This window comes from Phycicoccus flavus (genome assembly GCF_004025965.2).
Taxonomy (GTDB): Bacteria; Actinomycetota; Actinomycetes; order Actinomycetales; family Dermatophilaceae; genus Phycicoccus; species Phycicoccus flavus.
The window spans coordinates 1-25,751 of sequence record NZ_SAYU02000027.1 but is presented as its reverse complement, the minus strand read 5'-3'; the positions used below and the strand labels follow the sequence as shown (position 1 = coordinate 25,751).

The 25,751-nt window shown below is 74.6% G+C and carries 27 protein-coding genes and 1 pseudogene; 16 read left to right on the top strand and 12 right to left on the bottom strand.

Annotated features, from left to right (window positions below):
- Positions 1–35 precede the first annotated feature (35 nt).
- Positions 36–1,028, bottom strand: coding sequence for an NAD(P)/FAD-dependent oxidoreductase (locus EPD83_RS09775; RefSeq protein ID WP_128368413.1), 993 nt, complete (start codon positions 1,026–1,028; stop codon positions 36–38).
- Between the two features lie 50 nt (positions 1,029–1,078).
- Between EPD83_RS09775 and EPD83_RS09770 the strand changes: the two genes are divergently transcribed.
- Positions 1,079–1,651: a helix-turn-helix domain-containing protein gene (locus EPD83_RS09770; RefSeq protein WP_165566530.1), complete on the top strand. Its 573-nt coding sequence runs from the start codon at positions 1,079–1,081 to the stop codon at positions 1,649–1,651.
- A gap of 8 nt (positions 1,652–1,659) precedes the next feature.
- On the opposite strand, the gene ybaK is transcribed toward EPD83_RS09770, so the two are convergent.
- Positions 1,660–2,145: a Cys-tRNA(Pro) deacylase gene (gene ybaK, locus EPD83_RS09765; RefSeq protein WP_128368015.1), complete on the bottom strand. Its 486-nt coding sequence runs from the start codon at positions 2,143–2,145 to the stop codon at positions 1,660–1,662.
- Between the two features lie 24 nt (positions 2,146–2,169).
- Positions 2,170–3,615 carry a KamA family radical SAM protein gene (locus tag EPD83_RS09760; RefSeq protein WP_128368014.1) on the bottom strand — a complete coding sequence of 482 codons (1,446 nt, stop codon included), beginning with the start codon at positions 3,613–3,615 and terminating at the stop codon, positions 2,170–2,172.
- Between the two features lie 88 nt (positions 3,616–3,703).
- Between EPD83_RS09760 and kdd the strand changes: the two genes are divergently transcribed.
- From kdd to EPD83_RS09715, 9 genes are all read left to right on the top strand, one after another.
- Positions 3,704–4,756 carry an L-erythro-3,5-diaminohexanoate dehydrogenase gene (gene kdd / locus EPD83_RS09755; protein ID WP_235950463.1) on the top strand — a complete coding sequence of 351 codons (1,053 nt, stop codon included), beginning with the start codon at positions 3,704–3,706 and terminating at the stop codon, positions 4,754–4,756.
- Positions 4,757–4,852: 96 nt separating this feature from the next.
- Positions 4,853–6,403 carry an amidohydrolase gene (locus EPD83_RS09750; RefSeq protein WP_165566528.1) on the top strand — a complete coding sequence of 517 codons (1,551 nt, stop codon included), beginning with the start codon at positions 4,853–4,855 and terminating at the stop codon, positions 6,401–6,403.
- Positions 6,390–6,917 carry a GNAT family N-acetyltransferase gene (locus tag EPD83_RS09745; RefSeq protein WP_165566527.1) on the top strand — a complete coding sequence of 176 codons (528 nt, stop codon included), beginning with the start codon at positions 6,390–6,392 and terminating at the stop codon, positions 6,915–6,917. The genes EPD83_RS09750 and EPD83_RS09745 overlap by 14 nt, the downstream gene beginning before the upstream one ends.
- Before the next feature lie 93 nt (positions 6,918–7,010).
- The gene (kamD, locus tag EPD83_RS09740) at positions 7,011–8,618 is read left to right on the top strand and encodes a lysine 5,6-aminomutase subunit alpha (RefSeq protein WP_165566526.1); all 1,608 of its coding nucleotides are present in this window, start codon (positions 7,011–7,013) and stop codon (positions 8,616–8,618) included.
- A complete protein-coding gene (gene kamE / locus EPD83_RS09735; protein WP_165566525.1) occupies positions 8,615–9,418 on the top strand; it encodes a lysine 5,6-aminomutase subunit beta in 804 nt (267 codons plus the stop codon). The genes kamD and kamE overlap by 4 nt, the downstream gene beginning before the upstream one ends.
- The gene (kal, locus tag EPD83_RS09730) at positions 9,415–9,807 is read left to right on the top strand and encodes a 3-aminobutyryl-CoA ammonia lyase (protein WP_128366699.1); all 393 of its coding nucleotides are present in this window, start codon (positions 9,415–9,417) and stop codon (positions 9,805–9,807) included. Before kamE ends, kal begins: the two co-directional genes overlap by 4 nt.
- A 14-nt stretch (positions 9,808–9,821) precedes the next feature.
- Complete coding sequence (gene lnt / locus EPD83_RS09725; protein WP_235950460.1) at positions 9,822–11,396, top strand: apolipoprotein N-acyltransferase; 1,575 nt, start codon at positions 9,822–9,824, stop codon at positions 11,394–11,396.
- On the top strand, positions 11,383–12,162 hold the full coding sequence (locus EPD83_RS09720; protein ID WP_128367400.1) for a polyprenol monophosphomannose synthase: 780 nt from the start codon (positions 11,383–11,385) through the stop codon (positions 12,160–12,162). The genes lnt and EPD83_RS09720 overlap by 14 nt, the downstream gene beginning before the upstream one ends.
- A complete protein-coding gene (locus EPD83_RS09715; protein ID WP_235950459.1) occupies positions 12,159–12,695 on the top strand; it encodes an FxsA family protein in 537 nt (178 codons plus the stop codon). The genes EPD83_RS09720 and EPD83_RS09715 overlap by 4 nt, the downstream gene beginning before the upstream one ends.
- A gap of 88 nt (positions 12,696–12,783) precedes the next feature.
- On the opposite strand, the gene EPD83_RS09710 is transcribed toward EPD83_RS09715, so the two are convergent.
- Positions 12,784–13,143: an RNA polymerase-binding protein RbpA gene (locus EPD83_RS09710; protein WP_128367399.1), complete on the bottom strand. Its 360-nt coding sequence runs from the start codon at positions 13,141–13,143 to the stop codon at positions 12,784–12,786.
- 240 nt (positions 13,144–13,383) lie between these two features.
- On the opposite strand from EPD83_RS09710, the gene EPD83_RS09705 reads away from it, so the two are divergent.
- On the top strand, positions 13,384–14,739 hold the full coding sequence (locus EPD83_RS09705) for an MFS transporter (RefSeq protein WP_235950458.1): 1,356 nt from the start codon (positions 13,384–13,386) through the stop codon (positions 14,737–14,739).
- 87 nt (positions 14,740–14,826) lie between these two features.
- Here the strand turns inward: EPD83_RS09705 and EPD83_RS09700 are convergent, their stop codons facing one another.
- Positions 14,827–16,269: a M15 family metallopeptidase gene (locus EPD83_RS09700; protein WP_165566523.1), complete on the bottom strand. Its 1,443-nt coding sequence runs from the start codon at positions 16,267–16,269 to the stop codon at positions 14,827–14,829.
- Positions 16,270–16,611: 342 nt separating this feature from the next.
- Between EPD83_RS09700 and EPD83_RS09695 the strand changes: the two genes are divergently transcribed.
- On the top strand, positions 16,612–17,007 hold the full coding sequence (locus EPD83_RS09695; RefSeq protein ID WP_128367664.1) for a single-stranded DNA-binding protein: 396 nt from the start codon (positions 16,612–16,614) through the stop codon (positions 17,005–17,007).
- A gap of 46 nt (positions 17,008–17,053) precedes the next feature.
- Here EPD83_RS09695 and EPD83_RS09690 read toward each other — a convergent pair whose 3' ends face one another.
- Positions 17,054–17,635, bottom strand: a complete 582-nt coding sequence (locus tag EPD83_RS09690) for a hemerythrin domain-containing protein (RefSeq protein ID WP_128367665.1) — start codon at positions 17,633–17,635, stop codon at positions 17,054–17,056.
- A 203-nt stretch (positions 17,636–17,838) separates the two neighbouring features.
- Between EPD83_RS09690 and EPD83_RS09685 the strand changes: the two genes are divergently transcribed.
- Complete coding sequence (locus tag EPD83_RS09685; protein ID WP_128367666.1) at positions 17,839–18,537, top strand: GNAT family N-acetyltransferase; 699 nt, start codon at positions 17,839–17,841, stop codon at positions 18,535–18,537.
- A complete protein-coding gene (locus EPD83_RS09680; protein ID WP_165566522.1) occupies positions 18,534–19,262 on the top strand; it encodes an SGNH/GDSL hydrolase family protein in 729 nt (242 codons plus the stop codon). The genes EPD83_RS09685 and EPD83_RS09680 overlap by 4 nt, the downstream gene beginning before the upstream one ends.
- Positions 19,263–19,323: 61 nt before the next feature.
- Here the strand turns inward: EPD83_RS09680 and EPD83_RS09675 are convergent, their stop codons facing one another.
- The 3 genes from EPD83_RS09675 to EPD83_RS09665 are packed head-to-tail and all read right to left on the bottom strand — an operon-like array spanning position 19,324 to position 21,716.
- The gene (locus tag EPD83_RS09675) at positions 19,324–20,079 is read right to left on the bottom strand and encodes an amino acid ABC transporter ATP-binding protein (protein WP_128366667.1); all 756 of its coding nucleotides are present in this window, start codon (positions 20,077–20,079) and stop codon (positions 19,324–19,326) included.
- On the bottom strand, positions 20,079–20,867 hold the full coding sequence (locus EPD83_RS09670; protein ID WP_128366668.1) for an amino acid ABC transporter permease: 789 nt from the start codon (positions 20,865–20,867) through the stop codon (positions 20,079–20,081). Before EPD83_RS09670 ends, EPD83_RS09675 begins: the two co-directional genes overlap by 1 nt.
- Before the next feature lie 54 nt (positions 20,868–20,921).
- A complete protein-coding gene (locus tag EPD83_RS09665) occupies positions 20,922–21,716 on the bottom strand; it encodes a basic amino acid ABC transporter substrate-binding protein (protein WP_128366666.1) in 795 nt (264 codons plus the stop codon).
- A gap of 125 nt (positions 21,717–21,841) precedes the next feature.
- Here EPD83_RS09665 and EPD83_RS09660 point away from each other — a divergent pair.
- Positions 21,842–22,958 (top strand): annotated as a pseudogene (locus EPD83_RS09660) (methyltransferase domain-containing protein).
- A 38-nt stretch (positions 22,959–22,996) separates the two neighbouring features.
- The gene (locus tag EPD83_RS09655) at positions 22,997–23,833 is read left to right on the top strand and encodes a DUF1028 domain-containing protein (RefSeq protein WP_128366665.1); all 837 of its coding nucleotides are present in this window, start codon (positions 22,997–22,999) and stop codon (positions 23,831–23,833) included.
- A gap of 249 nt (positions 23,834–24,082) precedes the next feature.
- Here the strand turns inward: EPD83_RS09655 and EPD83_RS09650 are convergent, their stop codons facing one another.
- The 3 genes from EPD83_RS09650 to EPD83_RS09640 are packed head-to-tail and all read right to left on the bottom strand — an operon-like array spanning position 24,083 to position 25,736.
- Positions 24,083–24,703 (bottom strand): L-threonylcarbamoyladenylate synthase, encoded by a 621-nt coding sequence (locus EPD83_RS09650; protein ID WP_128366664.1) that lies wholly within the window; start codon positions 24,701–24,703, stop codon positions 24,083–24,085.
- 32 nt (positions 24,704–24,735) lie between these two features.
- Positions 24,736–25,197, bottom strand: coding sequence for an OsmC family protein (locus tag EPD83_RS09645; RefSeq protein WP_128366663.1), 462 nt, complete (start codon positions 25,195–25,197; stop codon positions 24,736–24,738).
- On the bottom strand, positions 25,194–25,736 hold the full coding sequence (locus tag EPD83_RS09640) for a DUF1697 domain-containing protein (RefSeq protein WP_128366662.1): 543 nt from the start codon (positions 25,734–25,736) through the stop codon (positions 25,194–25,196). The genes EPD83_RS09645 and EPD83_RS09640 overlap by 4 nt, the downstream gene beginning before the upstream one ends.
- Between the last annotated feature and the right edge of the window lie 15 nt (positions 25,737–25,751).

The following is a 25,751-nucleotide window of genomic DNA, read 5'->3' as shown; positions in this document are numbered from 1 at the left end:
CGGACTGCCGGGGCCCCCTCCGGGTGGGCACACGCTCAGCCGGCCAGCCGCGCCTCCTGGTCCTCGAGGACGAGCTCGGCGTTGACGACCGCGCCCACGCGCGTCCCCGCGGCCGCGGCCGTGACGACCTGGGACATCGGCCCGGCGACGTTGCCCGCCACCCAGACCCGGGGGACGCTCGTCCGGCCCGTCGGGTCGGCCTCGACGTGCCGGGCGATGACCGTGCCGCCCGTCTCGAGGTCGGCGGTCCGGACCCCGAGGTCGGCGAGCAGGGCGGAGCGGGGCTCGACGAAGGAGGCGACGACGACGGCCTCGGCCGGGACGGTCCCGGTCGCGGTCTCCACACCGGTGAGGACGCCGTCCTCGCCGAGCACCCGCAGCGCCGGGCCGTCGACGGTCCGGACACCCAGCGCCCGCAGGCGGCGCCGGGCCGCCTCGTCGACGGCGGAGGGGTCGTGGGCCAGGACGGTGAGCCGGTCGGTCAGCTGCCCGAAGAGGCCCGCCTGGTGCAGGGCCGCCGGACCGGTGGCGAGGACGACGACGCGGGTGTCGCGCACCTCCCAGCCGTGGCAGTACGGACAGTGCACGACGCCGCGGCCCCAGTGCTCGCGCAGGCCGGGGACGTCGGGCAGGACGTCGACGGCGCCGGTGGCGACGACGAGGTGGCGCGCGGCCCACGTCCGGCCGTCGGCCGCCCGGACGAGGACCCGGTCGGCGCCCCGCGACGCGGCGACCGCCTCCGCGGCCACGACCCGCCCGTCGTAGGAGCGAAGCTCGGCCCGGCCCCGCTCGAGCAGGTCGTGCGGGGCGAGGCCGTCGTGGCCGAGGAAGGCGTGGACGCCGTCGGCCGGGGCGTTGCGCGGCGCCCCGGTGTCGAGGACGACGACGTCGCGGCGGGAGCGGGCCAGGACGGTGGCGGCGGACAGCCCGGCGGCGCCGCCGCCGACGACGAGGACGTCGACGGGCTCGCGGCCCTCGCGGACGGGGGGAGCGGGGACGGGCGGGGCGGCGGGGTGGTCGGTGCTCATGCCGGGAGCCTGCGCCGTGCCCGGCACGGACGGCAAGGTAGTTTGCCGGGATGGCAAACCTCGACCCGGTCGCCGTCGGCGCCCGGCTCCGGACCGTCCGCACGAGGCGGCGCCTCACCCTGGCCGAGGTGTCCGGCGACACCGGCATCTCGGTCAGCACGCTCTCGCGCCTGGAGTCCGGAGCGCGCCGCGCCACCCTCGAGCTGCTGGTGAGCCTGGCCCGCACCTACCGGGTGAGCCTCGACGAGCTCGTCGACGCGCCCACCACCGGCGACCCGCGGGTCACCCTGAGGCCCACCGAGCACCCGCACGGCACCGTCATCCCGCTCACGGCCCGGGTCGGCGGACCCCGCGCCTTCAAGATGGTGCTGCGTCCGGACGGCCGCGAGCCGGACCCGCGCAGCCACGAGGGCTACGACTGGATCTACGTCCTCGACGGCCGGCTGCGCCTGGTCCTCGGCGAGCACGACGTCGTCCTCGGCGTCGGCGAGGTCGCCGAGTTCGACACCCGCACCCCGCACTGGTTCAGCGCCGCGGGCGCGACCCCGGTCGAGCTGCTGAGCATCATGGGGCCGCAGGGGGAGCGCATGCACGTGCGCGCCCGGCCTGCCCGCCGGTCCTGACGCCGCCCCTACCGGGCGATGTCGGCGACGACGGCTCCGGTGACGGCCACGAGGTCGGCGGGGGAGAGGCCGAGGTCGAGGCCGCGCCGGCCGCCGGAGACGTAGACGACGTCGAACAGCCCGGCGCTGGAGTCGAGCACGGTGGGCAGCCGGCGCTTCTGCCCGACGGGGGAGATGCCGCCGACGACGTAGCCGGTGGAGCGCTCGGCAGCGGCGGGGTCGGCCATCGTCACCCGCTTCACGGACAGGGCCCCGGCCATCGCCTTGAGGTCCAGCGACCCCGCGACGGGGACGACGCCGACGGCGAGCCCGTCGCCGGTGTCGACGAGCAGGGTCTTGAACACCTGCTCCGGCGGCTGCCCCAGCACCTGCGCCGCCTCCAGGCCGTACGACGGAGCGGCGGGGTCGTGCGCGTACGGGTGCTGGGTGAAGGCGACGCCCGCCGCGGTGAGCGCGGCGGTGGCGGGCGTCCCGGAGGGGGCTCGGCGGGCCATGCGGCCGAGCCTACGACCGGCCGGTCACCCCAGGTCGGCGACCGAGGCCGCGCGGCTGGCGCCGGCCCCCGCCAGCGCGGCCTCGTGCGCGCCCTCGACGTCGGTGTTGCGGCGCCACCAGTCCTGGCCGGCCTCCGGCAGGGTGTAGATCGGGTCGTAGTAGACGTACTCGCGCGACAGCGCCTCGGCGTCGTCGCCCTCGATCGAGGTGCGGTAGTTCTTGCGCCAGAACGACATCCCACGCTCGGTGTCGTAGGAGTGCACCTGGTGCACCCACCGCTTGCCGACGAACGGCACGTCGCAGACGATGCGCGGCGTCGCGAACCCCGGCAGGTAGCCCATGATGTCGTGCTGCAGCTCCTGGGCCTCGGCCAGCGAGAGGCGCCAGTGTTCGGAGAACGGGATCATGTCGCACATGTAGAAGTAGTAGGGCGTGACGCCGGCCTCGTCCTGCAGCGCGAAGCAGAGGTCGAGCAGGCTCGCCGAGGTGTCGTTGACGCCCCGCATGAGGACGCCCTGGTTGCGCACGTCGCGCACGCCGGCCTCGAGCATCGCCGCCGCGGCCCGCGCCACGAGGGGCGTCACGGAGGCGGCACTGTTGACGTGGGTGTGGACGGCCAGCGCGACCCCGCGCGCGCGGGCCTTGGCGCTGACCCGGGCCACGCCCTCGACGACGTCGGGCTGCAGCCAGTGCTGCGGCAGCCCCATGAGGGCCTTCGTGGCGAGCCGGACGTCGCGGACGGACTCGACGTCGAGGAGCTTGTCGAGGAAGCCCTCGAGGTTCTTCCACGGCATGTTCGCGACGTCCCCGCCGGAGACGACGACGTCGCGGACACCCGGCGTGCGCCGCAGGTAGTCGAGCATGGCCGCGTAGCGGTCGACCGGCTTGCCGGACAGCTTGAGCTTGGTGACCTGAGGGGTGGAGTTGCCGACGAGGTCCATCCGGGTGCAGTGCCCGCAGTACTGGGGGCACGTCGGCAGCATCTCGGCGAGCACCTTGGTCGGGTAGCGGTGGGTCAGGCCCTCGACGGCCCACATGTCGTGCTCGTGGAGGCTGTCCCGGGTGGCGAAGGGGTGGCTGGCCCAGTCGGTGCGGCGGTCGGAGAAGACCGGGAGCATGTAGCGACGGACGGGGTCGGCGAGGAACGCCTCGGTGTAGGCGGCGCCGGCGGACGGGGCGTCGCCGTCGGTGCTCGGGACGACGGTGTTGAGCATCTGCGGCGGCAGCAGCATCGACATCGTCGCGCGCTCGGCCTGGTCGCGCTCGAGGTCGTCGTAGACGTGGTCCTCGAGGAGGTCGCCCATGACCGCGCGCAGCTGGGCGACGGACTTCACGCAGTGCGCCCGCTGCCACTGGGCGCTCTCCCACTCGGCCGTGGTCACCTCGCGCCAGCCCGGCAGGCGGCGCCAGTCGGGCTCGACGAGCTCCCGGCGGGAGTAGACGTAGGGCTGCTCGATGTTCGTCGCCATGCGTGGCACGATACGGGATGGATCTGGTGTCCGACACCCACGACACCGCAAGTCCTGCGGCCGGATGCCGCTCGACAAGGAGGATTTCGTGCGCACCACCGTCAGCTCGCCCATCGGGGTGCACCGCGTCCTCGAGCCGGCGGGGACGCTGCCGCAGGCCGCGCGGGTGGTCGACCCCTCCCCGGAGCTGTGGCCCGACGAGGTGCGCGTCGACGTGGAGGTCCTCAACCTCGACGCCGCCTCCTTCCGCCAGCTCACCGAGAAGCACGGCGGTGACGGCGCCGCCGTACGCGCCGAGGTGCTGGGCATCGTCGCCGAGCGCGGCAAGATGCAGAACCCGGTGACCGGGTCCGGCGGGATGCTCGTCGGGACGGTCGCGGAGGTCGGGCCGGAGTCGCCGCTCGGGCTCGCCGTCGGGGACCGGGTGGCGACGCTGGTCTCGCTGTCCCTGACGCCCCTCGTCCTCACCGACGGCCTCGAGCGCTGGGACGGGCGGTCCGAGCGGGTCCCTGCCGCCGGCACCGCCGTGCTGTTCGGCCGCTCGATCGCCGCACGGCTGCCGGAGGACCTGCCCGCCGAGCTGTCGCTCATGGTCATGGACGTGTGCGGCGCGCCGGCGCTGGTCTCGCGGGTCGTCCGCGAGCACGCGGCGGCAGGACGGCCGCCGGTCGTCGCCGTGCTCGGCGGGGCCGGGAAGTCGGGGTCCCTGTCCCTGGCGGCGGCCGCCGAGGCCGGGGCCGGCACCCGCATCGCCGTCGTCCCCACCGAGGCCGAGGCCGGGCTGCTGCGCGGCACCGGGCTCGCCGAGGAGGTCGTCGTCGCCGACGCCCGCTCGCCACTGGGCCTGTCGGACGCCGTGCGCGCCGCCGGGGGTCCGGCCGACGTCACCGTCGTCTGCGTCGACGTGCCCGGGTGCGAGCAGCCCGCCGTCCTCGCCACGGCGCAGGGCGGCACGGTCGTGTACTTCTCGATGGCCACGAGCTTCTCCGCGGCCGCCCTCGGGGCCGAGGGTCTCGCGGCCGACGTCCGCATGCTCGTCGGCAACGGGTACGTCCCCGGCCACGCCGACCTCGCGCTCTCCCTCCTGCGCCGCACGCCCGCCGTGCGGGCCCTGTTCGAGGCGCGCCTGGCCGAGGGCTGAGCGGCTCCGGTCCGGGACGGCCGGGCCGTGCGGGGAAGGCGGCGGGCCCGGCGGGCGGCGGGGACCGGGGACGGCCGGCGACCTAGAGTGTCGCGCGTGCCGACGACCCTCTACCGCCGCGGGCGGCTGCGGACCCCGGAGCACCCCACGGCCACCGCGGTCGTCGTCGGCGACGACGGACGCGTCGCCTGGCTGGGGGACGAGGCCGGGGCGGACGGGCACGCCGGGGCGGTGGACGCCGTCGTCGACCTCGACGGCGGGCTCGTGCTCGCCGGCTTCGTCGACGCGCACGCCCACGTCTCGCACACCGGGCTCGGGATGCGCGGGGTCGACCTCGCGGGCACGCGGACGGTGACCGAGGCGCTTGACCTCGTCGCCGCCGCCGCACGGGCGACGCCGGGTGCTCCCGTGTTCGCGCACGGGTGGCAGGAGCAGGACTGGACCCGGGAGCGGGCGATGACCGCCGCCGAGCTCGACCGCGCCAGTGGCGGCGGCGTCGTCTACGCCTCCCGGATCGACGGGCACTCGGCGGTCGCCTCCAGCGCGCTCGTGGCCATGTCCGGGGCGGACGGCCTCGACGGCTGGTCGCCCTCCGGCTTCGTCGTCCGGGCGGCGAAGAACGCCGCCCGGGCCGCCTTCGACGCGGCCCGGACCGCGGACGCCCGCCGGGCGGACGTCGAGCTCGCCCTGCGCGCCGCGGCCGCCCAGGGCGTCGTGTCCGTGCACGAGTGCGGCGGCCCGCTGCTGACCTCGCCCGAGGACTTCGCCGACGTCCTGGACCTCGGCCGCCGCCCGGACCTGCCCGCGACCGTCGGCTACTGGGCGGAGTCCGTCACCGACCCCGACCAGGCCCGGGCCCTGGCGGCGGCGCACGGGGCCCGCGGGCTCGGGGGCGACCTCAACGTCGACGGGTCGATCGGCTCGCACACCTGCCTGCTGCGCGCCGACTACGCCGACGCGCCGGGGCAGCGGGGCACGGCCTACCGCAGCGCCGCCGACGTCCGGGACCACGTCGCCGCCTGCGCGCCGGCCGGCATCCCGAGCGGCTTCCACGTCATCGGGGACGCCGGGATGGACCTCGTCCTCGAGGGCTACGTGCGGGCCGCGGAGCTCGTGGGCGAGGACGTCGTCCGGGCCTCGCGCCCCCGGCTGGAGCACGCCGAGATGGTCGACGCCGCCGGGATCGCGACGATGGCCCGGCTCGGCATCGGCGCGAGCGTGCAGCCGGTGTTCGACGCCTACTGGGGCGGCCGCGACGGGATGTACGCCGAGCGGCTCGGCACCGACCGCGGGGTGGCGACCAACCCGCTGGCGTCCTTCCTCGCGCAGGGCGTGCGCGTCGCGTTCGGCTCGGACTCGCCGGTGACCCCCTTCGCGCCCTGGGCTGCGGTGCGGGCGGCGGTCGAGCACCGCGACGCCGGCCAGCGGATCGACGCCGCCACCGCGCTGGCCGCCCACACCCGCGGCGGACGCGACCTCGCGGGCGAGGCCGGGGGCGACGTGCGCACCAGCGGGCCGGCGACCTTCGCGGTGTGGGCCGTCGCCGAGACCGGACCGGACGGGCTGCCCGTGCTCGGTGGCGGCGCGCCGCTGCCGGACTGCCGGCTCACGGTGCGCGACGGGGTGGTGCTGCATGCGGCGTCCTGACCCCTCCGCGCGGCCGGCCCCCGCCGAGATCCGTCCCGCGACCCCCGAGGACGCCGACCGCCTCACCACCGTCGAGCGGGCCGCGTCGCTGGCCGCCCTCGGCCACGTGTTCCCGCCGGACGAGTACCCGTACCCGACCGACGACGTCCGGGCCCGCTGGGTGCGCACGCTCGCCGACGCGGCCGTCACCGTCCTCGTCCTCGACGACGAGCTGCGGCCGGGCGCCCTCGTCGCCTTCGTCGCGGTCGACGACACCGGCTGCGTCCGTCATCTCGGGGTCCGTCCGCGGTCCTGGGGCCACGGGCACGCCCGGCGGATGCTCGAGGCGGCGAACACGCGGACGGACCGCCCGCGCCTCTGGGTGCTGGAGGGCAACACCCGGGCCCGGGGTCTCTACGAGCACCTGGGCTGGCGGGCGACCGGCCGGTCGCGCGCCGCCGAGTGGCCGCCGTACCCCACCGAGGTCGAGCTGACCCGCACCGCCGGACGCGACGTCCGGGGTCCAGCGGGCTAGGCCGGGTCCCGGCGGACCGCGGCCGACGCGATATCCTGCGGCCGAGGCCGCGTGTGACTGTAAGTCCTGCGGTCTCGTTGCTAGATTGGCGTCGTGTCTCCACGTCGACCCGCCCTGCTCGAGCTCGACCCGGCCGTCGTGCGACGGGCCCGCAGCCTGGCGCGCACGGCCGGCAAGCCGGTCGTGGACCTCGCGCGGGCCCACACGACCGTCTCGGTCGAGCGCGCGACGCTGCGGCTCGCGGGGCTCACCGGAGCCGACCACGAGGGCACCCCGTGGGTCAACCACCTCGTCGATGCCGTCCGCGCCGAGGTCGGCCTGGAGCACGGTGTCACGACCCCGGTCTGGGACGCCCTGCGCCGGGACGCCGCCCCCGACCTGCTGACCCTGGCCCGGAAGGCGAGCAGCGGGGGAGTGTCCTTCCGCCTGCCCGAACGCGGCGAGCTGACCCGGGCCCGCCGGGCCGCACGGACCGCGGTCGCCCGGGGCGTGCGGACGATGGACCGTCAGCGGGTCGCCCGCGAGCGGATGGTGCGCACGGTCGGCGACGCCCCACGCACCCCGTGGATCTACCTCATCGTCGCCACCGGCGACATCCACGAGGACATCCCGCAGGCCCAGGCCGCCGCGCAGGCCGGGGCCGACGTCATCGCCGTCATCCGCTCCACCGGCCAGAGCCTGCTCGACTTCGTGCCCGAGGGCCCGACCCGCGAGGGGTACGCCGGCACGTACGCCACCCAGGAGAACTTCCGGCTCATGCGGGCCGCGCTGGACACCACCGGCCGCGAGCTCGGTCGCTACGTGCGCCTCACGAACTACGCCAGCGGCCTGTGCATGCCCGAGATCGCCGTCCTCGCGGGCCTGGAGCGGCTCGACATGATGCTCAACGACTCGATGTACGGGATCCTCTTCCGCGACATCAACCCCATCCGCACCTTCGTCGACCAGCGCTTCAGCCGGCAGGTGCACGCCCGCGCCGGGATCATCATCAATACCGGCGAGGACAACTACCTCACGACCGCCGACGCCGTCGAGGCCGCCCACACCGTCACCGTGAGCCAGCTGCTCAACGAGTACTTCGCCAAGGAGGCGGGCCTGGAGGACTGGCAGCTCGGGCTCGGGCACGCCTTCGAGATCGACCCGAGCGTGCCGGAGAGCTTCCGCCTCGAGCTCGCCCACGCCCTCCTCGCCCGCCAGCTGTTCCCGGACGCGCCGCTGAAGTGGATGCCGCCGACGAAACACATGACCGGTGACGTCTTCCGCGGCTACCTGCTCGACGGCTTCTTCAACCTCGTCGGGGCGATGACCGGCCAGGGCATCCTCCTTGTCGGGATGATGACCGAGGCCGTGGTCACGCCGTGGTTGTCCGACCGCGACCTCGCCCTCCAGAACGTCCGCTACGTCATGGACGCCGCGGGTGGGCTCACCGAGGACTTCCACCCGCCCCGGGACGGGCTCGTGCAGACCCGCGCCCGGCAGGTGCTGTCCGAGGCCGTCGACCTGCTGGACCGCATCGTCTCCGACACCGCCGTCCCCGACGCCCGGTACCCGCAGCCGCTGCTGGCCGCCATCGCCGACGGGACGTTCGGGGCGATGAAGCGCCCGGCGGCCAAGGGCAAGGGCCTCGACGGCGTCGTCGTCAAGGCCGACGGGTACGACAACCCGGCGACGACGCTGCTCGAGGAGGGAGCGACCCGATGAGCGCGACGCCCGCCGGACCCGCCCCGCGCACCGAGCCCGGGCCGCTCGTGCGCCCCTACGGCGACACGACCGGCGACGGCATGGTCCAGGTCTCCTTCACCCTCCCGCTGCCGCACGACAAGCGGGCCGAGGGCGCCGCCCTCCAGCTCGCGGCGAAGATGGGGATGAGCCCCGCCCTCCTCGTCCACGCCAAGGCCATGGGCCCGGACTTCACCTTCTTCGTCGTCTACGGATCGGTGACGCACCTCGTCGACCTGCGCGAGGTCACCGTCCACGAGCGCGAGTTCCCGCTGCTCACCCCGGCCGAGGTCAACCAGGCCGTCCGCACCCACCTCCAGCGCAAGCTCGTCGTCGTCGGCGCCTGCATCGGCACCGACGCGCACACCGTCGGCATCGACGCCATCCTCAACATCAAGGGCTTCGCGGGGGAGAAGGGCCTGGAGTACTACCGCGAGCTCACCGTCGTGAACCTCGGCGCCCAGGTGCTCGTCCCCGACCTCGTCGCCGCGGCCCGCGAGGTCGGGGCCGACGCCGTGCTCGTCTCGCAGGTCGTCACCCAGCGCGACGCCCACATCCACAACACGACGACGATGTCGGCCGCGTTCCGCGAGGCGTTCCCGGCCGGTGAGGTGCCGCTGCTCGTCGTCGGCGGCCCCCGCTTCGAGGAGGGGTCGGCCGCGGCGCTCGGCGTCGACCGGGTCTTCGGCCGCGGCACCACCCCCGGCGAGGTCGCCTCCTACCTCGTCCACGAGCTCGTCGCCCCGCGGACCGCCCCCGACCCCGAAGGAGCCCGCCGATGACCCGCGCCGAGGTCGGCCGCACCGTCACCCACCGCCGGTACGTGCCCTACAGCCACGCCCACTACGCCGGCAACCTCGTCGACGGGGCCTACAGCCTCGCCGCCTTCGGGGACGTCGCCACCGAGATGTGCATCGTCACCGACGTGGACGAGGGGCTGTTCGCCTCCTACTCCGACGTCCAGTTCCTCGCCCCCGTCCGGGCCGGCGACGTCATCGAGGTCGAGGCGCGCATCGTCCGGGTGGGCACCCGCTCGCGGGAGATGGAGTTCGCCGTGCGGGTCGTGGGCCGCGGCGCGCCGGAGCGCGGGGCGTCGGCCGCCGACGTGCTGGACCCTCCGCTGCTCGCGACGACCGCCCGCGGGGTGGTCGTGGTCCCTCCAGCCGGGTGACCTACCGTGAGCGCGTGCCCCCCGCGCTCCGCCTGCCCGCGCAGGGCCTCGCGGCCGTCGTCGCGGGCCTCCTGCTCTGGCTGTCCTTCCCCGACCACGACCTGTGGTGGCTCGCGCCCGTGGGCGTGGCCCTCCTCGGGGGGCTCACCCTGCGCGCCGGTGGTCCCCGCGGCTTCCTCCTCGGCCTCCTGGCCGGCCTCGGGTTCTTCGTCCCGACGCTGTCCTGGTCCGGCGTCTACGTCGGCCTGCTGCCCTGGTTCGCCCTCGCGGTCCTCCAGGCCCTCTACATCGCCCTCCAGGGGGCGCTCACCGGGTTCGCCGGCCGTCGCCTCGTCGCCGCCGGTCACCTCCGGGCGGCGTACGCGCTCGTCCCGCTGGGGTGGGTGGCCCAGGAGTGGGCGCGCTCGACGACGCCGTACGGCGGCTTCCCGTGGGCGCGGCTCGCCTTCAGCCAGGCCGACAGCCCGCTGGCGCACCTGGCCCGGTGGCTCGGCGCGCCCGGCGTGACGTTCGGGGTGGCGCTCGTCGGGACCCTGCTGCTGCTCGGGGCCGCGTGCCTCGTCCGCGGGCCGCGGCTCGCGGCCCCGGTCCCGCTGCTCCTCGCGGCGGCGGTCCTCCTCGCCCCGCTCGCGATCTCCCTGCCCACCGCCGGGCGCACCGAGCGGGTCGGGTTCGTCCAGGGCGACGTGCCGACCGCCGGCCTCGAGTTCAACGCCCAGCGCCGCGCCGTCCTCGACAACCACGTCCGGGGCACGCTGGCGCTGGCCGAGCAGGAGCCGCAGGACCTCACCCTCGTCGTGTGGCCGGAGAACGCCTCGGACATCGACCCGCTGCGCAACGCCGACGCCGCGCTGGAGATCCAGCAGGCGCAGGAGGCCGTCGGCGTCCCGCTCGTCGTCGGGGCCGTCCTCGCCGAGCCGCCGGGCCGCAGCTCGAACGTCTCGCTGTTCTACGACGGGTCGGGCGGGCCGCCGCAGGAGTACGTCAAGCTCCACCCCGTGCCGTTCGCCGAGTACATCCCGCACCGCGAGTTCTTCCGGATGTTCACCTCGGCCGCCGACCTCGCGGGCAACTTCGTCGCCGGCGACAGGATCGGGGTCTTCACGGTCCCGGCCCCCGGCGGGGCGTACGCCGCCCTGCCGACGATCTGCTTCGAGGTCGCCTACGACGGGCTCATGCGCGACAGCGTGGCGGCCGCGGGCGGCCGGGACTCGCTGATCCTCGTCCAGACCAACAACGCCACCTTCGGCTTCACCGCCGAGTCCGAGCAGCAGTTCGCCATCTCCCGTATCCGGGCCATCGAGCACGGTCGGAGCGTCGTCCACGTCTCGACCGTGGGGGTCTCCGGGTTCGTCGCCCCCGACGGCACCGTCACCGAGAAGACCGGCCTCTTCACCCCGGCGCAGCGCACCGCCGACCTCACGGTGCGCAGCGAGACGACGCCCTCGGACCGGCTCGGACCGGTGCCGCAGACCCTCGCCACGGCGCTCCTCGCGCTGCTGGTGCTGGGCGCGGTGCGTGACGGCCGCCGCGCTAGGGTGGCGCGGACCGATCCCGCGAGTGAGGACCGCGATCTTGCCCGAGCCTGACCGAGCGCCCATCCAGCGGGTGGCGGTGCTCATCCCCACGTACAACGAGCGGGAGACCCTCCCGGTCGCGGTCCGCGGTGTCCGCGCCGCCCTGCCCGAGGCCGACGTCGTCGTCCTGGACGACGCCTCCCCGGACGGCACCGGCGACGTCGCCGACGAGCTCGCCGCCGCGGACCCGCAGGTGCACGTCCTGCACCGGACCCGCAAGGAGGGCCTGGGCGCCGCGTACCTCGCCGGCTTCCGCTGGGCCCTGGAGGCGGGCTACGACACGCTCGTCGAGATGGACGCCGACGGCTCGCACCGGCCCGAGCACCTGCCGGCCCTGCTCAACGCCGCCGAGCACGCCGACCTGGTCATCGGGTCGCGCTGGGTGCGCGGCGGGCGGGTCGTCAACTGGCCGCTGCACCGCAAGGCGCTGTCGGTGGGCGGCAACCTCTACGTCAAGGTGCTGCTCGGCATGCCGGTCAACGACGCGACGGCCGGCTACCGCGTCTACCGGGCCGACGCGCTGCGCGCGATGGGTCTGGACGACGTCGCCTCGCAGGGCTACTGCTTCCAGGCCGACCTCACCTGGCGCGCGGTGCGCGGCGGGCTCACCGTCGTCGAGGTCCCGATCACCTTCGTCGAGCGCGAGGTCGGGCAGTCGAAGATGAGCCCGGACGTCGCCACCGAGTCGTTGCGCCGGATCACCGGCTGGGGGGTGCGTCACCGTGCGGCCCAGCTGCGCGACGCCGCCGCCCGGCCGGAGCGGTGGCACGACCTGTGAGCCCCGCCGGCGCGACGTCGACCACGGCCCGCTGGCGCCGCGGCGGGGTCCTCCGCTGGATCTTTTTGGCCATCCTCCTGGTCCCGATGGTCGAGATCGCGGTGATCATCGCCGTCGGCCGGACCATCGGCGGGTGGCCGACGTTCGGGCTGCTGCTCGTGGAGTCGCTCATCGGCGCCGTCATCGTCCGCCGCGAGGGCGGCCGGGCCTGGACGGCGCTGCGCGAGGCCCTGCGCAGCGGCCGGATGCCGAGCCGTCAGCTCGCGGACGCCGCGCTCGTCCTCGTCGGCGGCACGCTGCTGCTCACCCCGGGCTTCGTCACGGACGCGGCGGGCTTCTTCATGGTCCTGCCGGTGACCCGCCCGGTCACCCGGCGCTGGCTCGAGGCGGTCGTGGCGCGGCGGCTGCTCGGTCCGCTCGGCGGTGGCTGGCCCGGCGGGGGAGCGGCAGGCGGCGGGCCGGTCCACCGCTCACCCGGCGGTCGTGGCCCGGGGGACCCGCCGGACGTCGTGCAGGGCGAGGTCGTCGACTGAGGCGAGCGGTCCCACGGACGGCCCGGAGCATCGACGTGCCGGCCACCCGTGGGGTGACCGGCACGTCGATGCTCGACAGGATGTCGTCTCAGGCGCTCTTCTTCTTCGTCTTCTCCCCGCGCGACTCGCGCAGCAGGGTCAAACGCTCCTCGAGCAGCTCCTCGAGCTCGGGGATGGACCGGCGCTCCAGCAGCATGTCCCAGTGGGTGCGCTGGGGCTTGACCGGCTTGGTCTCCGGCTCGGGGCCACCGCCGACGAGCTTGGCCTCGGCGCCGCACCGGCACTCCCACACGGGAGGCACGTCGGCCTCGACCGAGAAGGGCAGTTCGATGGTGTGCCCGTTGGGGCACTGGTAGGTGGTGATCCGGCGTTCCGACGGAACGACGTTCTCGTCCGTCTCCATGCTGAGGGCACCGAGCCGGCTGCCGCGCAGGCTGCGTTCTGCCATGGAAGTCTCCCGAAAGTGTCGATGTCCCGACCGGTTCCCGCCAGCCGGGTCAATGGTGAGAGAACGTGCGCCCGGGGTTCGTTGTTCCGGGTCCGGTGGATTGGACCGGCGGGGTGTGACGTGGATCACACACGCCCGGCGTCGGTCGTGCGGGGGCGGCGGTGCCCGGCTGCACATCATCGCACGTCCTTCGGCGCGTTCCGACCGCGGCTCGGCCCCACGCGTCGCTACCGTCACCCTGTGAGCACACCGCCCGCCGTCCCGTCGGACCTCACCGGTCCCGCGGCGCTGGACACCGCACCCCCGACCTCGCGCCGCAAGGTCCTGGCCTGGGGGATGTGGGACTGGGGGACCCAGCCCTTCAACACCGTCATCACGACGTTCGTGTTCTCGGTGTACATCGTCGACGACGCGTTCGGCGACACGAACTCGACGACGACCGCCCTCGCGGTCTCGACGGCGCTGGCCGGGCTCTTCGTCGCCCTGCTCGCCCCGGTGCTCGGGCAGAACTCGGACCGGTCCGGGCGCACGGTGAGCCACCTGCGGGTGCAGACCTGGGTGCTCGCCGGGCTGTCGGCGGCGCTGTTCGTCGTCCGGCCCGAGCCCGCGTTCCTCTGGGTCGGCCTCGGCATCCTCGCCGTCGGCTCCGTGGTCTCCGAGATCGCCGGGGTGAACTACAACTCGACCATCGACCAGGTCGCGACCGAGCGCACCGTGGGGCGGGTGTCCGGGTTCGGGTGGGGGATGGGCTACCTCGGCGGCATCATCGTGCTGCTGCTCATCTACTTCGCCTTCATCCAACCCGACGTGGGCCTGTTCGGGGTGACGAGCGCCGACGGCCTGGACATCCGGGTGTCGATGCTCGTCTGTGGGCTGTGGACGCTGCTCTTCACCGTCCCGGCGTTCCTCGTCCTGCACGACCGGCCGCGCGAGCGGGCGCCGCGGGTCGGGGTCGTGCAGTCCTACCGGCTCGTGTGGCGCTCGATCGTCGGCCTGCGGCGGGTCTCCCCGTCGACGGTGGCCTTCCTCCTGGCCTCGGCGCTCTTCCGCGACGGTCTGGCCGGCGTCTTCGCCTTCGGCGCGGTGCTGGCCAAGGGCACCTTCGGGCTGTCGGCGGGCGACGTCATCATCTTCGGCGCCGCCGCGAACATCGTCGCGGGGCTGGCGACGATGGCCTTCGGGCTGCTCGACGACCGGCTGGGCCCCAAGCGCGTCATCCTCGTCTCGCTCGGGGCGCTCGTCGCCATCGGCATCGGCATCTTCGTCCTCCACGACGGCGGGGCGGCCGTCTTCTGGCCGCTGGGGCTGCTCATGACCGTGTTCGTCGGGCCCGCGCAGGCGGCCTCGCGCAGCTTCCTGGCCCGGCTCGTCCCCGAGGGCAAGGGCGGCGAGCTCTTCGGGCTCTACGCGACGACCGGGCGGGTCGTGTCCTTCCTCAGCCCGGCGGCGTTCGCGCTCTTCATCGCCCTGGGCGCGGCGGTGACGGGGGAGGAGAACACCCAGTACTGGGGCATCCTCGGCATCGTCCTCATCCTCGCCGCCGGGTTCGCCGCCATGCTCGGGGTGCGCGAGCACCGCGAGCACCGGGTGGCCTGACCCGGGGGCGCCGGCCTCGCGGCGTGGCGGTGGGACCGGCCGCACCCCGGGAGAGGGGGGGCCGCAGCCGCGGTCCCGCCGGGAGCGTCAGCCGGCGTACTCGAAGTGCCAGGGCTCGGGGAGCGGGCCCCCGGCGTCGGCCCAGGCGGGGTGGAACCAGCCGTACAGCGGGGCGTTGACGCGCATCCACTCGTGGGCGGGCGAGCCGAAGCTCTCGACCCCGCCGCACATGTCGACCGCGCGGCCCAGGCCGTGCCGGCTCGTGCCGGGGGTCGCGGCGAACGCGCCGCGGGTGGACTTCACCGACACCTGCTCGGACAGCGAGCGGTAGGAGTCGGTGACGCACAGCGGTGTGCCGGTCTGGGCGGCGTAGGCCTTGCTCAGGGCGTTGAAGGAGGCGGCCGCGTCGGGGGCCAGCCGCTCGCCGGGGGATCCCCACACCGGGCAGAGGGCCGAGCCCGGGAAGAGGCCGTTGGGGTACTCGCCGCTGTCGTCCGAGCACGGCTTGCCGACGTCGGCGGTCTCGACGACCGAGCCGCTGAGGGCCGCCCGCAGCCGGGTGGCGGCGGCCTGGGCCTCGGGGGTCCGGGCGCCGACGAGGGCGTTGGCGATGGGGCCGGCCTGGTCGACCTCGGCCATCTGCAGCTTGCGCAGCTCGCCGATGCGGGCCTGCTGCACCTTCATGAGGGCGTCGAGGCGGTCCTTGTCGCGCTCGATCCGCGCGCGGGCCTTGGCCGCCGTGTCCTCGGCCTGGACGGCCGCGGCCGTGAGGCGCTTCTGCTCGGCGGTCAGGGTGCGGACCTCGGCCAGCGCCCGGGTGCGCTGGTCGGTGATGTAGGCGAGATCGCCGAGCGGGTTGCCGGCGTCGGCGTCCCCGGACTGCATGGCGTCGAGCATCCCGGAGATGTCGGCGCCGTCGCCGCCTCCGGAGTAGACGTCGAAGACCCAGTCCTTGACGACGGCGCGGGCCCGGGTCAGGCGTGCCTCGAGGGTGACGAGGTCGGCGCGGGCGTCCCGCGCCTCCTGGCGGGCGGCCTTCTCGGTGTCGGTGGCGGCGGCCAGCGACTCCAGGGTCGCGTTCGAGCGGTCGGACAGGACGTCCATGCGCTTCATCGCGGCCGCGACCTCGGAGGAGGAGGACTCCAGGATGGCGGAGATGCGTGCGGCCTCGGCGATCTGGGCCTGCAGCACGACACCGGACAGCGGCGCCGGGTGGTCGGGCTCGGCGTGCCCGCCGTCGGGTCCGGGGGGCGGCGGCGGCTCGAACGGGGTCGGCGTGGCCGTCGGGGCGGCGGGCGACGACGAGGACGTCGAGGGGGAGGGGCTCGGGGTCGGCGTCGCGCCGGCGCTCCGGCTCGGGCTGGGGCTCGTCGTGGGCGTCGGCGAGCTCGTCGTCGGGGTGGGGGACGGCGAGGCGGAGGCGGGCTCGGTGTACTGGCCGAGGGCGCTCGGCAGGGGAGTGGCGGTGCTGCCCGCGGCCGCGTCGGCGGGGATGACCACCGCCGCGAGGACGAGGGTCGTGAGACCCACACCGATCGAACGGGTCGGCGTGGACCGGAGGAAGGACAGCACTCGAATGACTCGTTTCCCGACATCGTCTGTGGCTGCAGGCAGCCCGGATCGCGCCCTGCATCGCGTTCCGCCCCCACGATAGGCGCACATCCGTCGGATTTCAGGGCGGCGAGGGCGAAAATGGCCCGTTCGGACGGCCCGTGTCGTCCCTTCCGTCACATGCGTCACAGGAGGCCGGACGCGTCCGTCCACAGCCGCTGTTCCGTGCCGCGGTCGTCCACAGATCCCCGGCGCCCCCTGGTCCGGGCCCCGGCCCGGCGCCGACGCTGGCCTCCGGAACAGGACGACGGAGGGGACGACATGGGCACGGACAGCCGGCAGGACCGGGACGAGGACGAGAACAGCGTCCGGCTCGTGGGGCGGGTGACCGGCGTCGGCCAGGCCGTCACGCTGCCGAGCGGCGACGTCGTGCACACCATCCGGGTGACGGTGACCCGCCCGAGCAGCCCGGGCGTCGCCCGGGCCGGCGTCGACGCCATCGACGTCGCGTGCTGGTCCGGCGCCACCCGCCGGGCCGCGGGCCGGCTCGGCGCGGGCGACCGGGTCGTCGTCGAGGGGGCGCTGCGTCGCCGCTTCTTCCGCGCCGGCGGCGCGCCGGTCAGCCGCTACGAGGTCGAGGCCGCCAGACTGCGCAGGGCGCCTCGGCGTCCGGGGTCCGGGACGTCGTCCGGCCCCGCTCCCGCAGAACGCCGATAATCGACATTATGTCAGTTACGGGGAGCGGATCCCGGGGCGCGCGGGCTCAGCCGGCGTCGTCGGAGGCCGTGACCGAGGGCGCGGCCCCCTCCCGTCCCCCGGCCCGGGAGCCGGTGCCGGCGTGGGCGGCGTAGTCCTGCGGGTCCTTGTCCCGTGGCTCGACCCCGTCGGCCGAGTGCCGGGCCTGGAACCGCAGGAACTCGACGGCGATCTCGTGGCGCAGCTCGACGGTGGCCTGCTGGCGGAAGTCGGCGAGGTCCTGGCGCTCCTCCTCGCCCATGTGGTCGCTGTTCTCGGTGTTGGCGTCGACGACGGCGGTCCACCAGTCCTGCGAGCCCACCTCGGCCTCGGCGACCCGCGCGATCGCGGCCCGGAGCGCGTTGTGGTCGTGGACGGCGTCCTCGACCTCCTCCGCCGTGTCGTCGGCGTCGGCGGCACCGGTCCCGAGGTCGAGCAGCCGCGGGTAGAAGTAGCGCTCCTCCGCCTCGGCGTGCGTCTCGAGCAGCACCGAGAGCCGTCGCCACATCGCGGCCAGGCCCTCGTGGTCCTCCCGCGGCCACTCCTCGAGGTGGGCGAACCCGCGGCGCTGCTCGTCGTGCTGGTGCTGGATGACCTCGGTGATGTCCACGGGACGATCCGATCCTCTCTGGTGGGGGCCGGCGGCCCGTTCCGGCCGCCTCCCTGGTCCTACCCAGGAGTGCCCGGGTCCACGCCCCGCGTTCCCCGGCCGGTCGCCGGTACGCGACCGCCCCTCCCCTCTGCCCTCGCGCGGCACGCCTCTCCCCCGGCACCGCGAGCCGCCCGGCACCTGGGTTCTCGTACGCTGCTGCGGTGCCCCGCACCAACGCCCACGGCCAGCCGGTCGGCGACCCGGTCGGCTGGTCGGGCGCCTCGCCCCTTGCCCCGGTCGAGCTGCGGGGCCGGTTCGTCACCCTGCGCCCCCTCGGCGTCGACGACGCCGACGCGTTCCGCGCCGTGCTCGGCGCCCACGACGAGCTGTGGACCTACTCCCCCGACGAGCCGCCCCACACGCCGGAGGACGCCCGCGCTCTCCTCGCCGCACTGCCGGCGCCGCCGTCGGCGCTGCCCCTGGCGGTCACCGACCCGGCGGGCCGCCTCCTCGGCCGGGTGCACCTCATGCGGGCCGACCCGGCGATGGGCACGGTCGAGGTCGGCGCGATCGTGTACTCCCCCGCGCTGCAGCGGACCCGGGCGGCGACGGAGGTCCAGCTCCTGCTGGCCGACCACGTGTTCGGCACCCTCGGGTACCGGCGCTACGAGTGGAAGTGCGACAGCCTCAACGCGCCGTCGCGGCGGGCCGCACTGCGCCTGGGCTTCACCGAGGAGGGCACCTTCCGGCAGGCCGTCGTCTACAAGGGTCGGAACCGGGACACGACGTGGTTCTCGGTCACGGACGGCGAGTGGCCGCGGGTCGCGGCCGGGCTGCGGGCGTGGCTGGCCGACGACAACCACGACGCCGGCGGCCACCAGCGCCGCTCGCTCGCCGAGGTCCGGGCGGCCCTGCCGTGACGACCCCCGGGGTGCCGCTCGGCTACGACAACCGCACCGGCCGGCCGCGGGGCCTGCTGACCCGCGCCCTCGGCGCGGTCCTCCCCGGCGTGCGCGGCGTCAACGGGCAGGCCCGGCCCTACGCGGCCGCCTGGGCCGCGCACAACGCCCGGGCGCTGCGCACGCCCGGCCGCCGCTGGGTCGTCCTCGGCGACTCGATGTCCCAGGGGGTCGGCGCCTCGGCGTGGGACGCCGGCTGGGTCGACCAGGTGGCCGCCGACCTCGCCGCGGAGGGCCTGCCGCTCGTCGTCGTCAACCTCTCGGCCACCGGGGCCCGGACCGCCGACGTGCTGGACCAGCAGCTCCCCGTCCTGCGGGCCCTGCCACCCGCGCAGGGCACCGACGACCCGGACGTCGTCACGGTCATGGTCGGCTCGAACGACCTGTTCGCCGGCGGCCGGCTCCGGCGCGGCCTGCCGGACACCACGGCCCGCCTCGTCGCGGCCCTGCCGCGTGGCGCCGTCGTCGCGACGCTCCCCCAGCCCCGCACCGCGGCCCGCCGGTCCAACCTGCACGTCCTGGAGGCCGCCGCCCGCGGCGACGTCGTCGCCGTCGACATGGCCGCCGAGGGCCCGACGAGCTGGCGGGGCCGCCTGGCGCCGGACTTCTTCCACCCCAATGACGCGGGCTACGCGCAGATCGCGAAGGCCCTGCTGCCGCACGTCCGCCGCGCGCTCGACACGTAGCCCCGGGCCGCCCGCGGGGGCCGGCCGGGTGCGACACCCGGCCGGAGGGAACCTGCGCGGGTCAGAGCACCTTGGAGAGGAAGGACTGGGTGCGCTCCTGCTGCGGGTTGCCCAGGACCTCCTTGGGGTCGCCCTCCTCGACGATGACGCCGCCGTCCATGAAGACGAGCTTGTGCCCGACCTCGCGGGCGAAGCCCATCTCGTGGGTGACGACCATCATCGTCATCCCCTCGGCCGCGAGATCCTTCATGACGTCGAGGACGTCGCCGACGAGCTCGGGGTCCAGGGCCGACGTCGGCTCGTCGAAGAGCATGAGGTCCGGGCTCATCGACAGGGCCCGGGCGATGGCGATGCGCTGCTGCTGGCCGCCGGAGAGGTGCGCCGGGTAGGCGTCCTCGCGGTGGGCGAGGCCGACCTTCTCGAGGGTGGCGCGGGCGATCTCCCGGGCCTCGTCCTTGCCGCGCTTCTTCACCTTCGTCTGGGCGATGGTGAGGTTGTCCAGCACGGTGAGGTGCGGGAAGAGGTTGAACTGCTGGAAGACCATCCCGATGCGGCTGCGCAGCTGGTCGAGGTCGACGTCGGGGTCGGTGACCTCGACGCCCTCGACGAAGATCTTCCCCGACGTCGGCTCCTCGAGCCGGTTGACGCAGCGCAGCAGCGTCGACTTGCCGGACCCGGACGGGCCGATGACGCAGACCACCTGGCCCCGGTCGACCTCGAAGTCGATGCCGGTGAGGACCTGGTTGTCGCCGAAGTACTTGTGCAGCTCCTGGACGTCGATCGCGGGGGCGTTTGTGTCGACCTGGATGTCGGGCATCAGCGGGCCCTGTCGGCTCGGGCCTCCATGCGCCTCACGACGATGGAGAGCGGGACGGTGATGATGAGGTAGCAGAGCGCCGTCGCGAACAGCGGCGTGAGGTTCACGTACTGCGAGAGGTTGCGCCGGCCGAAGTCGGTGAGCTCGCTGTCGGACAGGCTGAGGCCGATGACGTAGACGAGCGAGGAGTCCTTGGTGAGGAGGATGAGCTCGTTGGTCAGGGGCGGCAGGATGATCCGGAACGCCTGCGGGATGACGATCGAGACCATCGAGCGGGTGTGCGACATGCCGAGCGAGCGGGCGGCCTCGACCTGTCCCTTCGGCACCGCCTGGATGCCGGCCCGGATCGTCTCGGCCATGTAGGCGGCGCCGACGAGGCCGAGCGCCACCGTGACCACCCCGAGCGTGCCTCCGGGGAGGACACGCCCGGGGAAGGCCACCGGCAGGCCGTAGTAGAAGCCGATGAAGACGATGAGGGCCGGGACCCCGCGGAAGAACTCGACGAAGACCGTCGAGAGCCACCGGTAGGGACCGACCGACGACAGCCGCATCAGCGCCAGGACGAGCCCGAGCACCAGACCGAAGACGAACGCGCACGCCGTGTACAGGACCGTGTTCTTCAGCGCGATGGAGAAGATCTCCGGGAACAGCTGCGGGAGGATCTCGCCGTTGAGGAACTGGGTCTGCAGGGTCCCCCAGTCGGCGCCGAGGGCGACGAGCAGGAGGAGGAGGGCGAGGACGCCGTACTGGACGTACCGGCTCACTTCGGCACGGCGACGCGGGGACATGGCCACGAAGGGGCCTCCTGGTCAGGCGGGACGGGCGGACGCGGACGGGGCGGGTCAGCCGGCGTCGGGCGCCTGGCCGAACCAGGTCTTGTAGATCTCGTCGTAGGTGCCGTCGGACTTGACGTCGGTGATGACCTTGTTCGCCGAGGACAGCAGCTCGGCGTTGCCGCCCTTCTTCACGGCGAAGCCGTACTGCTCGCCGGTGTCGAACTCGGCGGTGACCGAGGTGTCGGGGTTCTTCTTCGCGTAGTCGAGCAGCGGGCCGTTGTCCTGGATGATCGCGTCGATCTGCCCGCTCTTGACGGCGGAGGTCTGCAGGCCGAGGTTCTCGAACGCCTTGAGGGTGACGCCCTTCGGGGCGTTCTCCTTGGCGTACTTCTCGCCCGTGGTGCCGGTCATCACGCCGAGGGTCTTGCCGTCGAGGGACTCCAGGGAGTCCAGGCTCTTGTCCTTGGTGAGCAGCGCCTGGGTGGCGTCGAAGTAGGGGTCGGTGAAGTCGATGACCTTGGCGCGCTCGTCGGTGATGGTCATGCCGGCGGCGGCGATGTCGCACTTGCCGGAGTTCAGGGCCTGGCCTGACTGGATGCCCTCGAAGCCGGTGACGACGATGGCCATCTCCAGGCTGTTGGCCTCGGCCACCTTCTTCATCATGTCCATGTCGAAGCCGACGACCTCGTTGCCCTTCTCGAACTCGAACGGCTCGTAGGGCAGGGAGGTGCAGACCGTCAGCTTGCCGTCCGCGACGACGTTGGCGCCGCTCTCGGTCGTCGTGGTCTCGGTGGCGCAGGCGGAGGCGGTAAGGGCGAGAGCTCCGGCGGCGATGATGGTGGTCGTTCGGCTCGTGTTCATGGTTCTGCACCCTAGGGGCGCCGGGCGCGCAGGTCACGTCCATCCATGTTTCGTGTCTGCAACAACCGTGCTGCGCCCGTGGTGCCCGCCCCGACCGCCGCGGCCGGCCGTACGCTGGGCCGGCCATGCAGTGCGACCACTTCGACGCCGGACGCTGCCGCTCGTGCGCCCTCATGGGCACCCCGTACGAGGACCAGCTCGCGGCCAAGGAGCGGGCGGTGGCCGAGGTCCTCGCGCCGCACTCGGACCACCTGCGCTGGCTGCCGCCGGTGCGCTCGCCGGAGTCCGGGTTCCGGACCAAGGCCAAGCTCGTCGTCGGTGGTCGGGCCGGGGACCCGACCCTCGGCATCCTCGACCGGGAGGGCCGGGGCGTCGACCTGCGCACCTGCGGCCTCTACGTGCCGGGGCTGGCCGCGACCTTCGACCCGCTGCACCGGTTCCTCGCAGAGACCGGCCTCCCTCCCTACGACGTCCCGGCGCGGCGAGCTCAAGCACGTCATCGTCACGCACTCCCCCGACGACGAGCACCTCGTGCGCTTCGTCGTCCGCTCGCGCGAGGGGCTGCAGCGGATCCGGGCCGCCCTCCCCCGCCTGCGCGTCCTCCTGCCGTCGGCGGGGGTCGTCACGGTCAACCTGCTGCCGGAGCACAAGGCGGTGCTGGAGGGCGAGGAGGAGGTCGTCCTCACCGACGAACGGCTGCTGCCGATGCGGCTGGGTGCGGTGACCCTGCTCCTCGGCCCGCGAGCCTTCTTCCAGACCAACACCGGCGTCGCCCGGCACCTGTACGCCCAGGCGCGGGACTGGGCCGACGACCTCGCCCCGGCGACGGTGTGGGACCTCTACTGCGGGGTCGGCGGGTTCGCCCTGCACCTCTCGGCGCCGGGGCGACGCGTCGTCGGGGTCGAGACCTCACCCGAGGCGGTCGACGCCGCCCGGGCCGCCGCCGCGGCGGGAGGCCACGCGGCGACGTTCGTCACCGGTGACGCGACCGCCGGGCCACCGCCCGGGCCGGCCCCGGACCTCGTCGTCGTCAACCCCCCGCGGCGAGGCCTGGGCCCGGACCTCGCGGCCTGGCTGGAGGGGAGCGCGGCGGCGCACGTCGTCTACTCCAGCTGCGACGCCTCGAGCCTGGCCCGCGACCTCGCCGCGATGCCCTCGCTGCGCCCGGTCGCCGGGCGGGTGGCCGACATGTTCCCGCAGACCCGGCACGTCGAGGTCCTGCTGCTGCTCGCGCGTCGCTGACGGGCCCGCAGCCCACGGCGCGACCCTAGGGTCGGCCCATGACCTTCTCCATCGCCGCGCGTGACGGCGACGCCTGGGGCGTCGCGGTCGCGAGCAAGTTCCTCGCCGTCGGCTCCGTCGTCCCCCGGGTCGTCCCCGGCACGGCGGCGGTCGCCTCCCAGGCCATGGCCCGCGTCGCCTACCTCGACGAGCTCGAGCGGGCCCTCTCCGACGGCCACCCCGTCGCCGCCGCCCTCGCCGACGCCGTGGCCGCCGACCCCGGCGGGGACCACCGCCAGGTCGGGGTCGTCGGCCGGGACGGGGCCGCCTCGTACACCGGGCCGTCCTGCCTGCACTGGGCCGGCGGGCGGTCGGGGTCCGACGACACCGGCTCCTGGGCCATCCAGGGCAACATCCTCACCGGCCCCGAGGTCGTCGAGGCCATGGAGGACGCCTGGCGGGCCGCCGCCGGGCAGCGACTGGACGACCGGCTGCTCGCGGTCCTCCTCGCCGGCGACGAGGCCGGCGGGGACGCCCGGGGCCGGCAGTCCGCCGCCCTCCTCGTGCGCTGTCCCGGGGCCGGGTACGACGGCGGCGGCGTCCTCGCCGACCTGCGCGTCGACGACCACCCGGACGCGCCCCGCGAGATCGCCCGGCTGCACCGGCTGTCCACCCTCTTCTTCGGCACCGCCGAGGACGTCGAGCCGCTCACCGGCCCGCTGCGCGAGGAGGTGCGCGGGCTCCTGACGCAGCAGGGGCACGCCCCCGGGGGCGAGGACGACGTCGAGACGGCGCTCGAGGCGTGGATGGGCGAGGAGAACCTGGAGAACCGGCACTCCCCCAACGGGATCGACGCGCGCGTGCTGGAGGTCCTGCGAGCGGCGCCCGCCGGCTGAGAGACCCTCAGCACGGCGATACCGAATGCTTACCGAGTCCTGACACGGCGTTGGTGGCAGGAGCGGCGATCCGCTCCTACCGTGGAGGAAGTGGCACCCCCGCCGGCCGCGGACGACACCCTCGAGCGTGTCGTCCGGTCCTCCCCCTCCGGCGCCAGGCGGATGCTCCGGGTGCCACTCGGCGCCTCGGTGCCGGTCGGCTCACCGGCACCGAGGCGCCTCTCGCCGTCCGGGGGCGGGGCGGGCGGGTCAGCGCGGGGGCCAGGGCGCGGCACCCTCGCGCGCGACCTCGCCGGCGGGGTCGGCCGTGAAGTCGACGACCGTCGTCGGGTCGCTGCCGCACTCCCCCGAGTCCAGGACGACGTCGACGACGTGGTCCAGCTCCTCCTTGACCGCCCAGCCGTCGGTCATCGGCTCCGTGGCGTCGGGGAGGATGAGCGTCGAGGACAGCAGCGGCTCCCCGAGCGCGGCGAGCAGCTCGCGGACCACCGGGTGCTCGGGGATGCGCACGCCGACCGTGCGCTTCTTCGGGTGGAGCAGCCGCCGCGGCACCTCCGGTGTGGCCGGGAGGATGAAGGTGTACGGCCCGGGCGTGGCCGCCTTGACCGCGCGGAAGACGTGGTTGTCGACGATTACCAGCTGCCCGAGCTGCGCGAAGTCACGGCAGACGAGGGTGTAGTGGTGCTTGTCGTCGAGCCGGCGGATGGCGCGGATGCGGTCCTTGGCCTGCTGGTCGCCCATGAGGGCGCCGAGGGCGTAGCCGGAGTCCGTGGGGTAGGCGACGAGGCCGCCGTCGCGCAGCATCGCGACCGTCTGGGCGATGGAGCGGGGCTGGGGGTCGACGGGGTGGACGTCGAGGTAGCGCGCCATGGCTCAGGGTAGACCGCGCGGCCGACGCCCCGTCAGCCCTCGCGCATCGTCACCTCGGCCCCCCGCTGGACCGTCCGCGAGACGGTGCAGAGGCGGTCGTGGCTCTGCGCGACCGCCCGCGGCAGGCGCGCCCGGGCCCGGTCCCCGTCGGGGCCCTCCGGGAAGCGGACGGTCATCGTGATCTCGATGCCGTCCATGAAGTTGCCGCCGTCGTCCTTGCGCTTCTCCCCCGCGGCGAGCACCTCGAAGCTGTCCGGCTCGGCGATCCGGCTCGTGATGAAGTCGACGTCCGTCGCGCTGCACGCGGCCATGGAGACGAGGAACAGCTCGACGGGCGTGAAGTCCTCGGTGTCCCCGCCCCCGCCGACCCGCATCGTGCCGCCACGGGCGTTGGTCACCTCGTAGACCCCGGTCCCGAGCCGGGTCATCGACACGCTGCGGTGCCCGGTGCCGGTGCCGCCGGTCTCGGGCGGGGTGTTCGGGTGCTCGGTCATCTCTCGCTCCACTTCCGGGCCACCGTCCGGACGACCTCGGCGTCGCGCCAGGTGCTGGTCCGTCCGGTGATCCTCTCGATCCGGGCGTTGGTCAGGGTGGTGGTGTGGAAGCCTTTGCCGAGCTCGGCGAGGACGCCGCCGGTGACGACGGCCGCGCGCTCGCCGTCGCGGTCCCACGCCTCCAGGGTGCTCGCGGCCTCGGCGGGGACGTCGCCGTCGAGCAGGGCGAGGTAGCGCCTGGGCGAGCCGTCCAGCAGCGGGGGTACGGCGTCGACCTCGTCGACGAGGGCGGTGAGCCCCGCGGGCGTGCGGACGATCGCGGGGACGTCGAAGCCGGCCCACGCGGACAGGACGTCGTGCAGGTCGGCGGCGACGGCCGTGGTCGAGCGGCGCCGGCTCGTCACGTGGACGTTGCCGGACTGGATGTGGGTCTCGACGTCGCCGAACCCGGCCTCGGCCAGGGCCGCGCGCAGGTCGGCCATCCGCACGAACCGGCCGCCGACGTTGACGGCCCGGAGGAAGGCGACGTACCGGGGCACGGGCCCATCCTGTCA

Excerpts from the sequence above, each read along its gene's own strand:
- kal (WP_128366699.1), top strand. The coding sequence starts at position 9,415 with ATGACCCGCGCCGAGGTCGGCCGCACCGTCACCCACCGCCGGTACGTG.
- EPD83_RS09650 (WP_128366664.1), bottom strand. The coding sequence starts at position 24,703 with ATGGCGCGCTACCTCGACGTCCACCCCGTCGACCCCCAGCCCCGCTCC.
- EPD83_RS09695 (WP_128367664.1), top strand. The coding sequence starts at position 16,612 with ATGGGCACGGACAGCCGGCAGGACCGGGACGAGGACGAGAACAGCGTC.
- EPD83_RS09775 (WP_128368413.1), bottom strand. The coding sequence starts at position 1,028 with ATGAGCACCGACCACCCCGCCGCCCCGCCCGTCCCCGCTCCCCCCGTC.
- EPD83_RS09655 (WP_128366665.1), top strand. The coding sequence starts at position 22,997 with ATGACCTTCTCCATCGCCGCGCGTGACGGCGACGCCTGGGGCGTCGCG.
- EPD83_RS09645 (WP_128366663.1), bottom strand. The coding sequence starts at position 25,197 with ATGACCGAGCACCCGAACACCCCGCCCGAGACCGGCGGCACCGGCACC.
- EPD83_RS09710 (WP_128367399.1), bottom strand. The coding sequence starts at position 13,143 with ATGGCAGAACGCAGCCTGCGCGGCAGCCGGCTCGGTGCCCTCAGCATG.
- kamE (WP_165566525.1), top strand. The coding sequence starts at position 8,615 with ATGAGCGCGACGCCCGCCGGACCCGCCCCGCGCACCGAGCCCGGGCCG.
- EPD83_RS09770 (WP_165566530.1), top strand. The coding sequence starts at position 1,079 with ATGGCAAACCTCGACCCGGTCGCCGTCGGCGCCCGGCTCCGGACCGTC.
- ybaK (WP_128368015.1), bottom strand. The coding sequence starts at position 2,145 with ATGGCCCGCCGAGCCCCCTCCGGGACGCCCGCCACCGCCGCGCTCACC.
- EPD83_RS09745 (WP_165566527.1), top strand. The coding sequence starts at position 6,390 with ATGCGGCGTCCTGACCCCTCCGCGCGGCCGGCCCCCGCCGAGATCCGT.
- EPD83_RS09670 (WP_128366668.1), bottom strand. The coding sequence starts at position 20,867 with ATGTCCCCGCGTCGCCGTGCCGAAGTGAGCCGGTACGTCCAGTACGGC.
- EPD83_RS09665 (WP_128366666.1), bottom strand. The coding sequence starts at position 21,716 with ATGAACACGAGCCGAACGACCACCATCATCGCCGCCGGAGCTCTCGCC.
- EPD83_RS09760 (WP_128368014.1), bottom strand. The coding sequence starts at position 3,615 with ATGGCGACGAACATCGAGCAGCCCTACGTCTACTCCCGCCGGGAGCTC.
- EPD83_RS09675 (WP_128366667.1), bottom strand. The coding sequence starts at position 20,079 with ATGCCCGACATCCAGGTCGACACAAACGCCCCCGCGATCGACGTCCAG.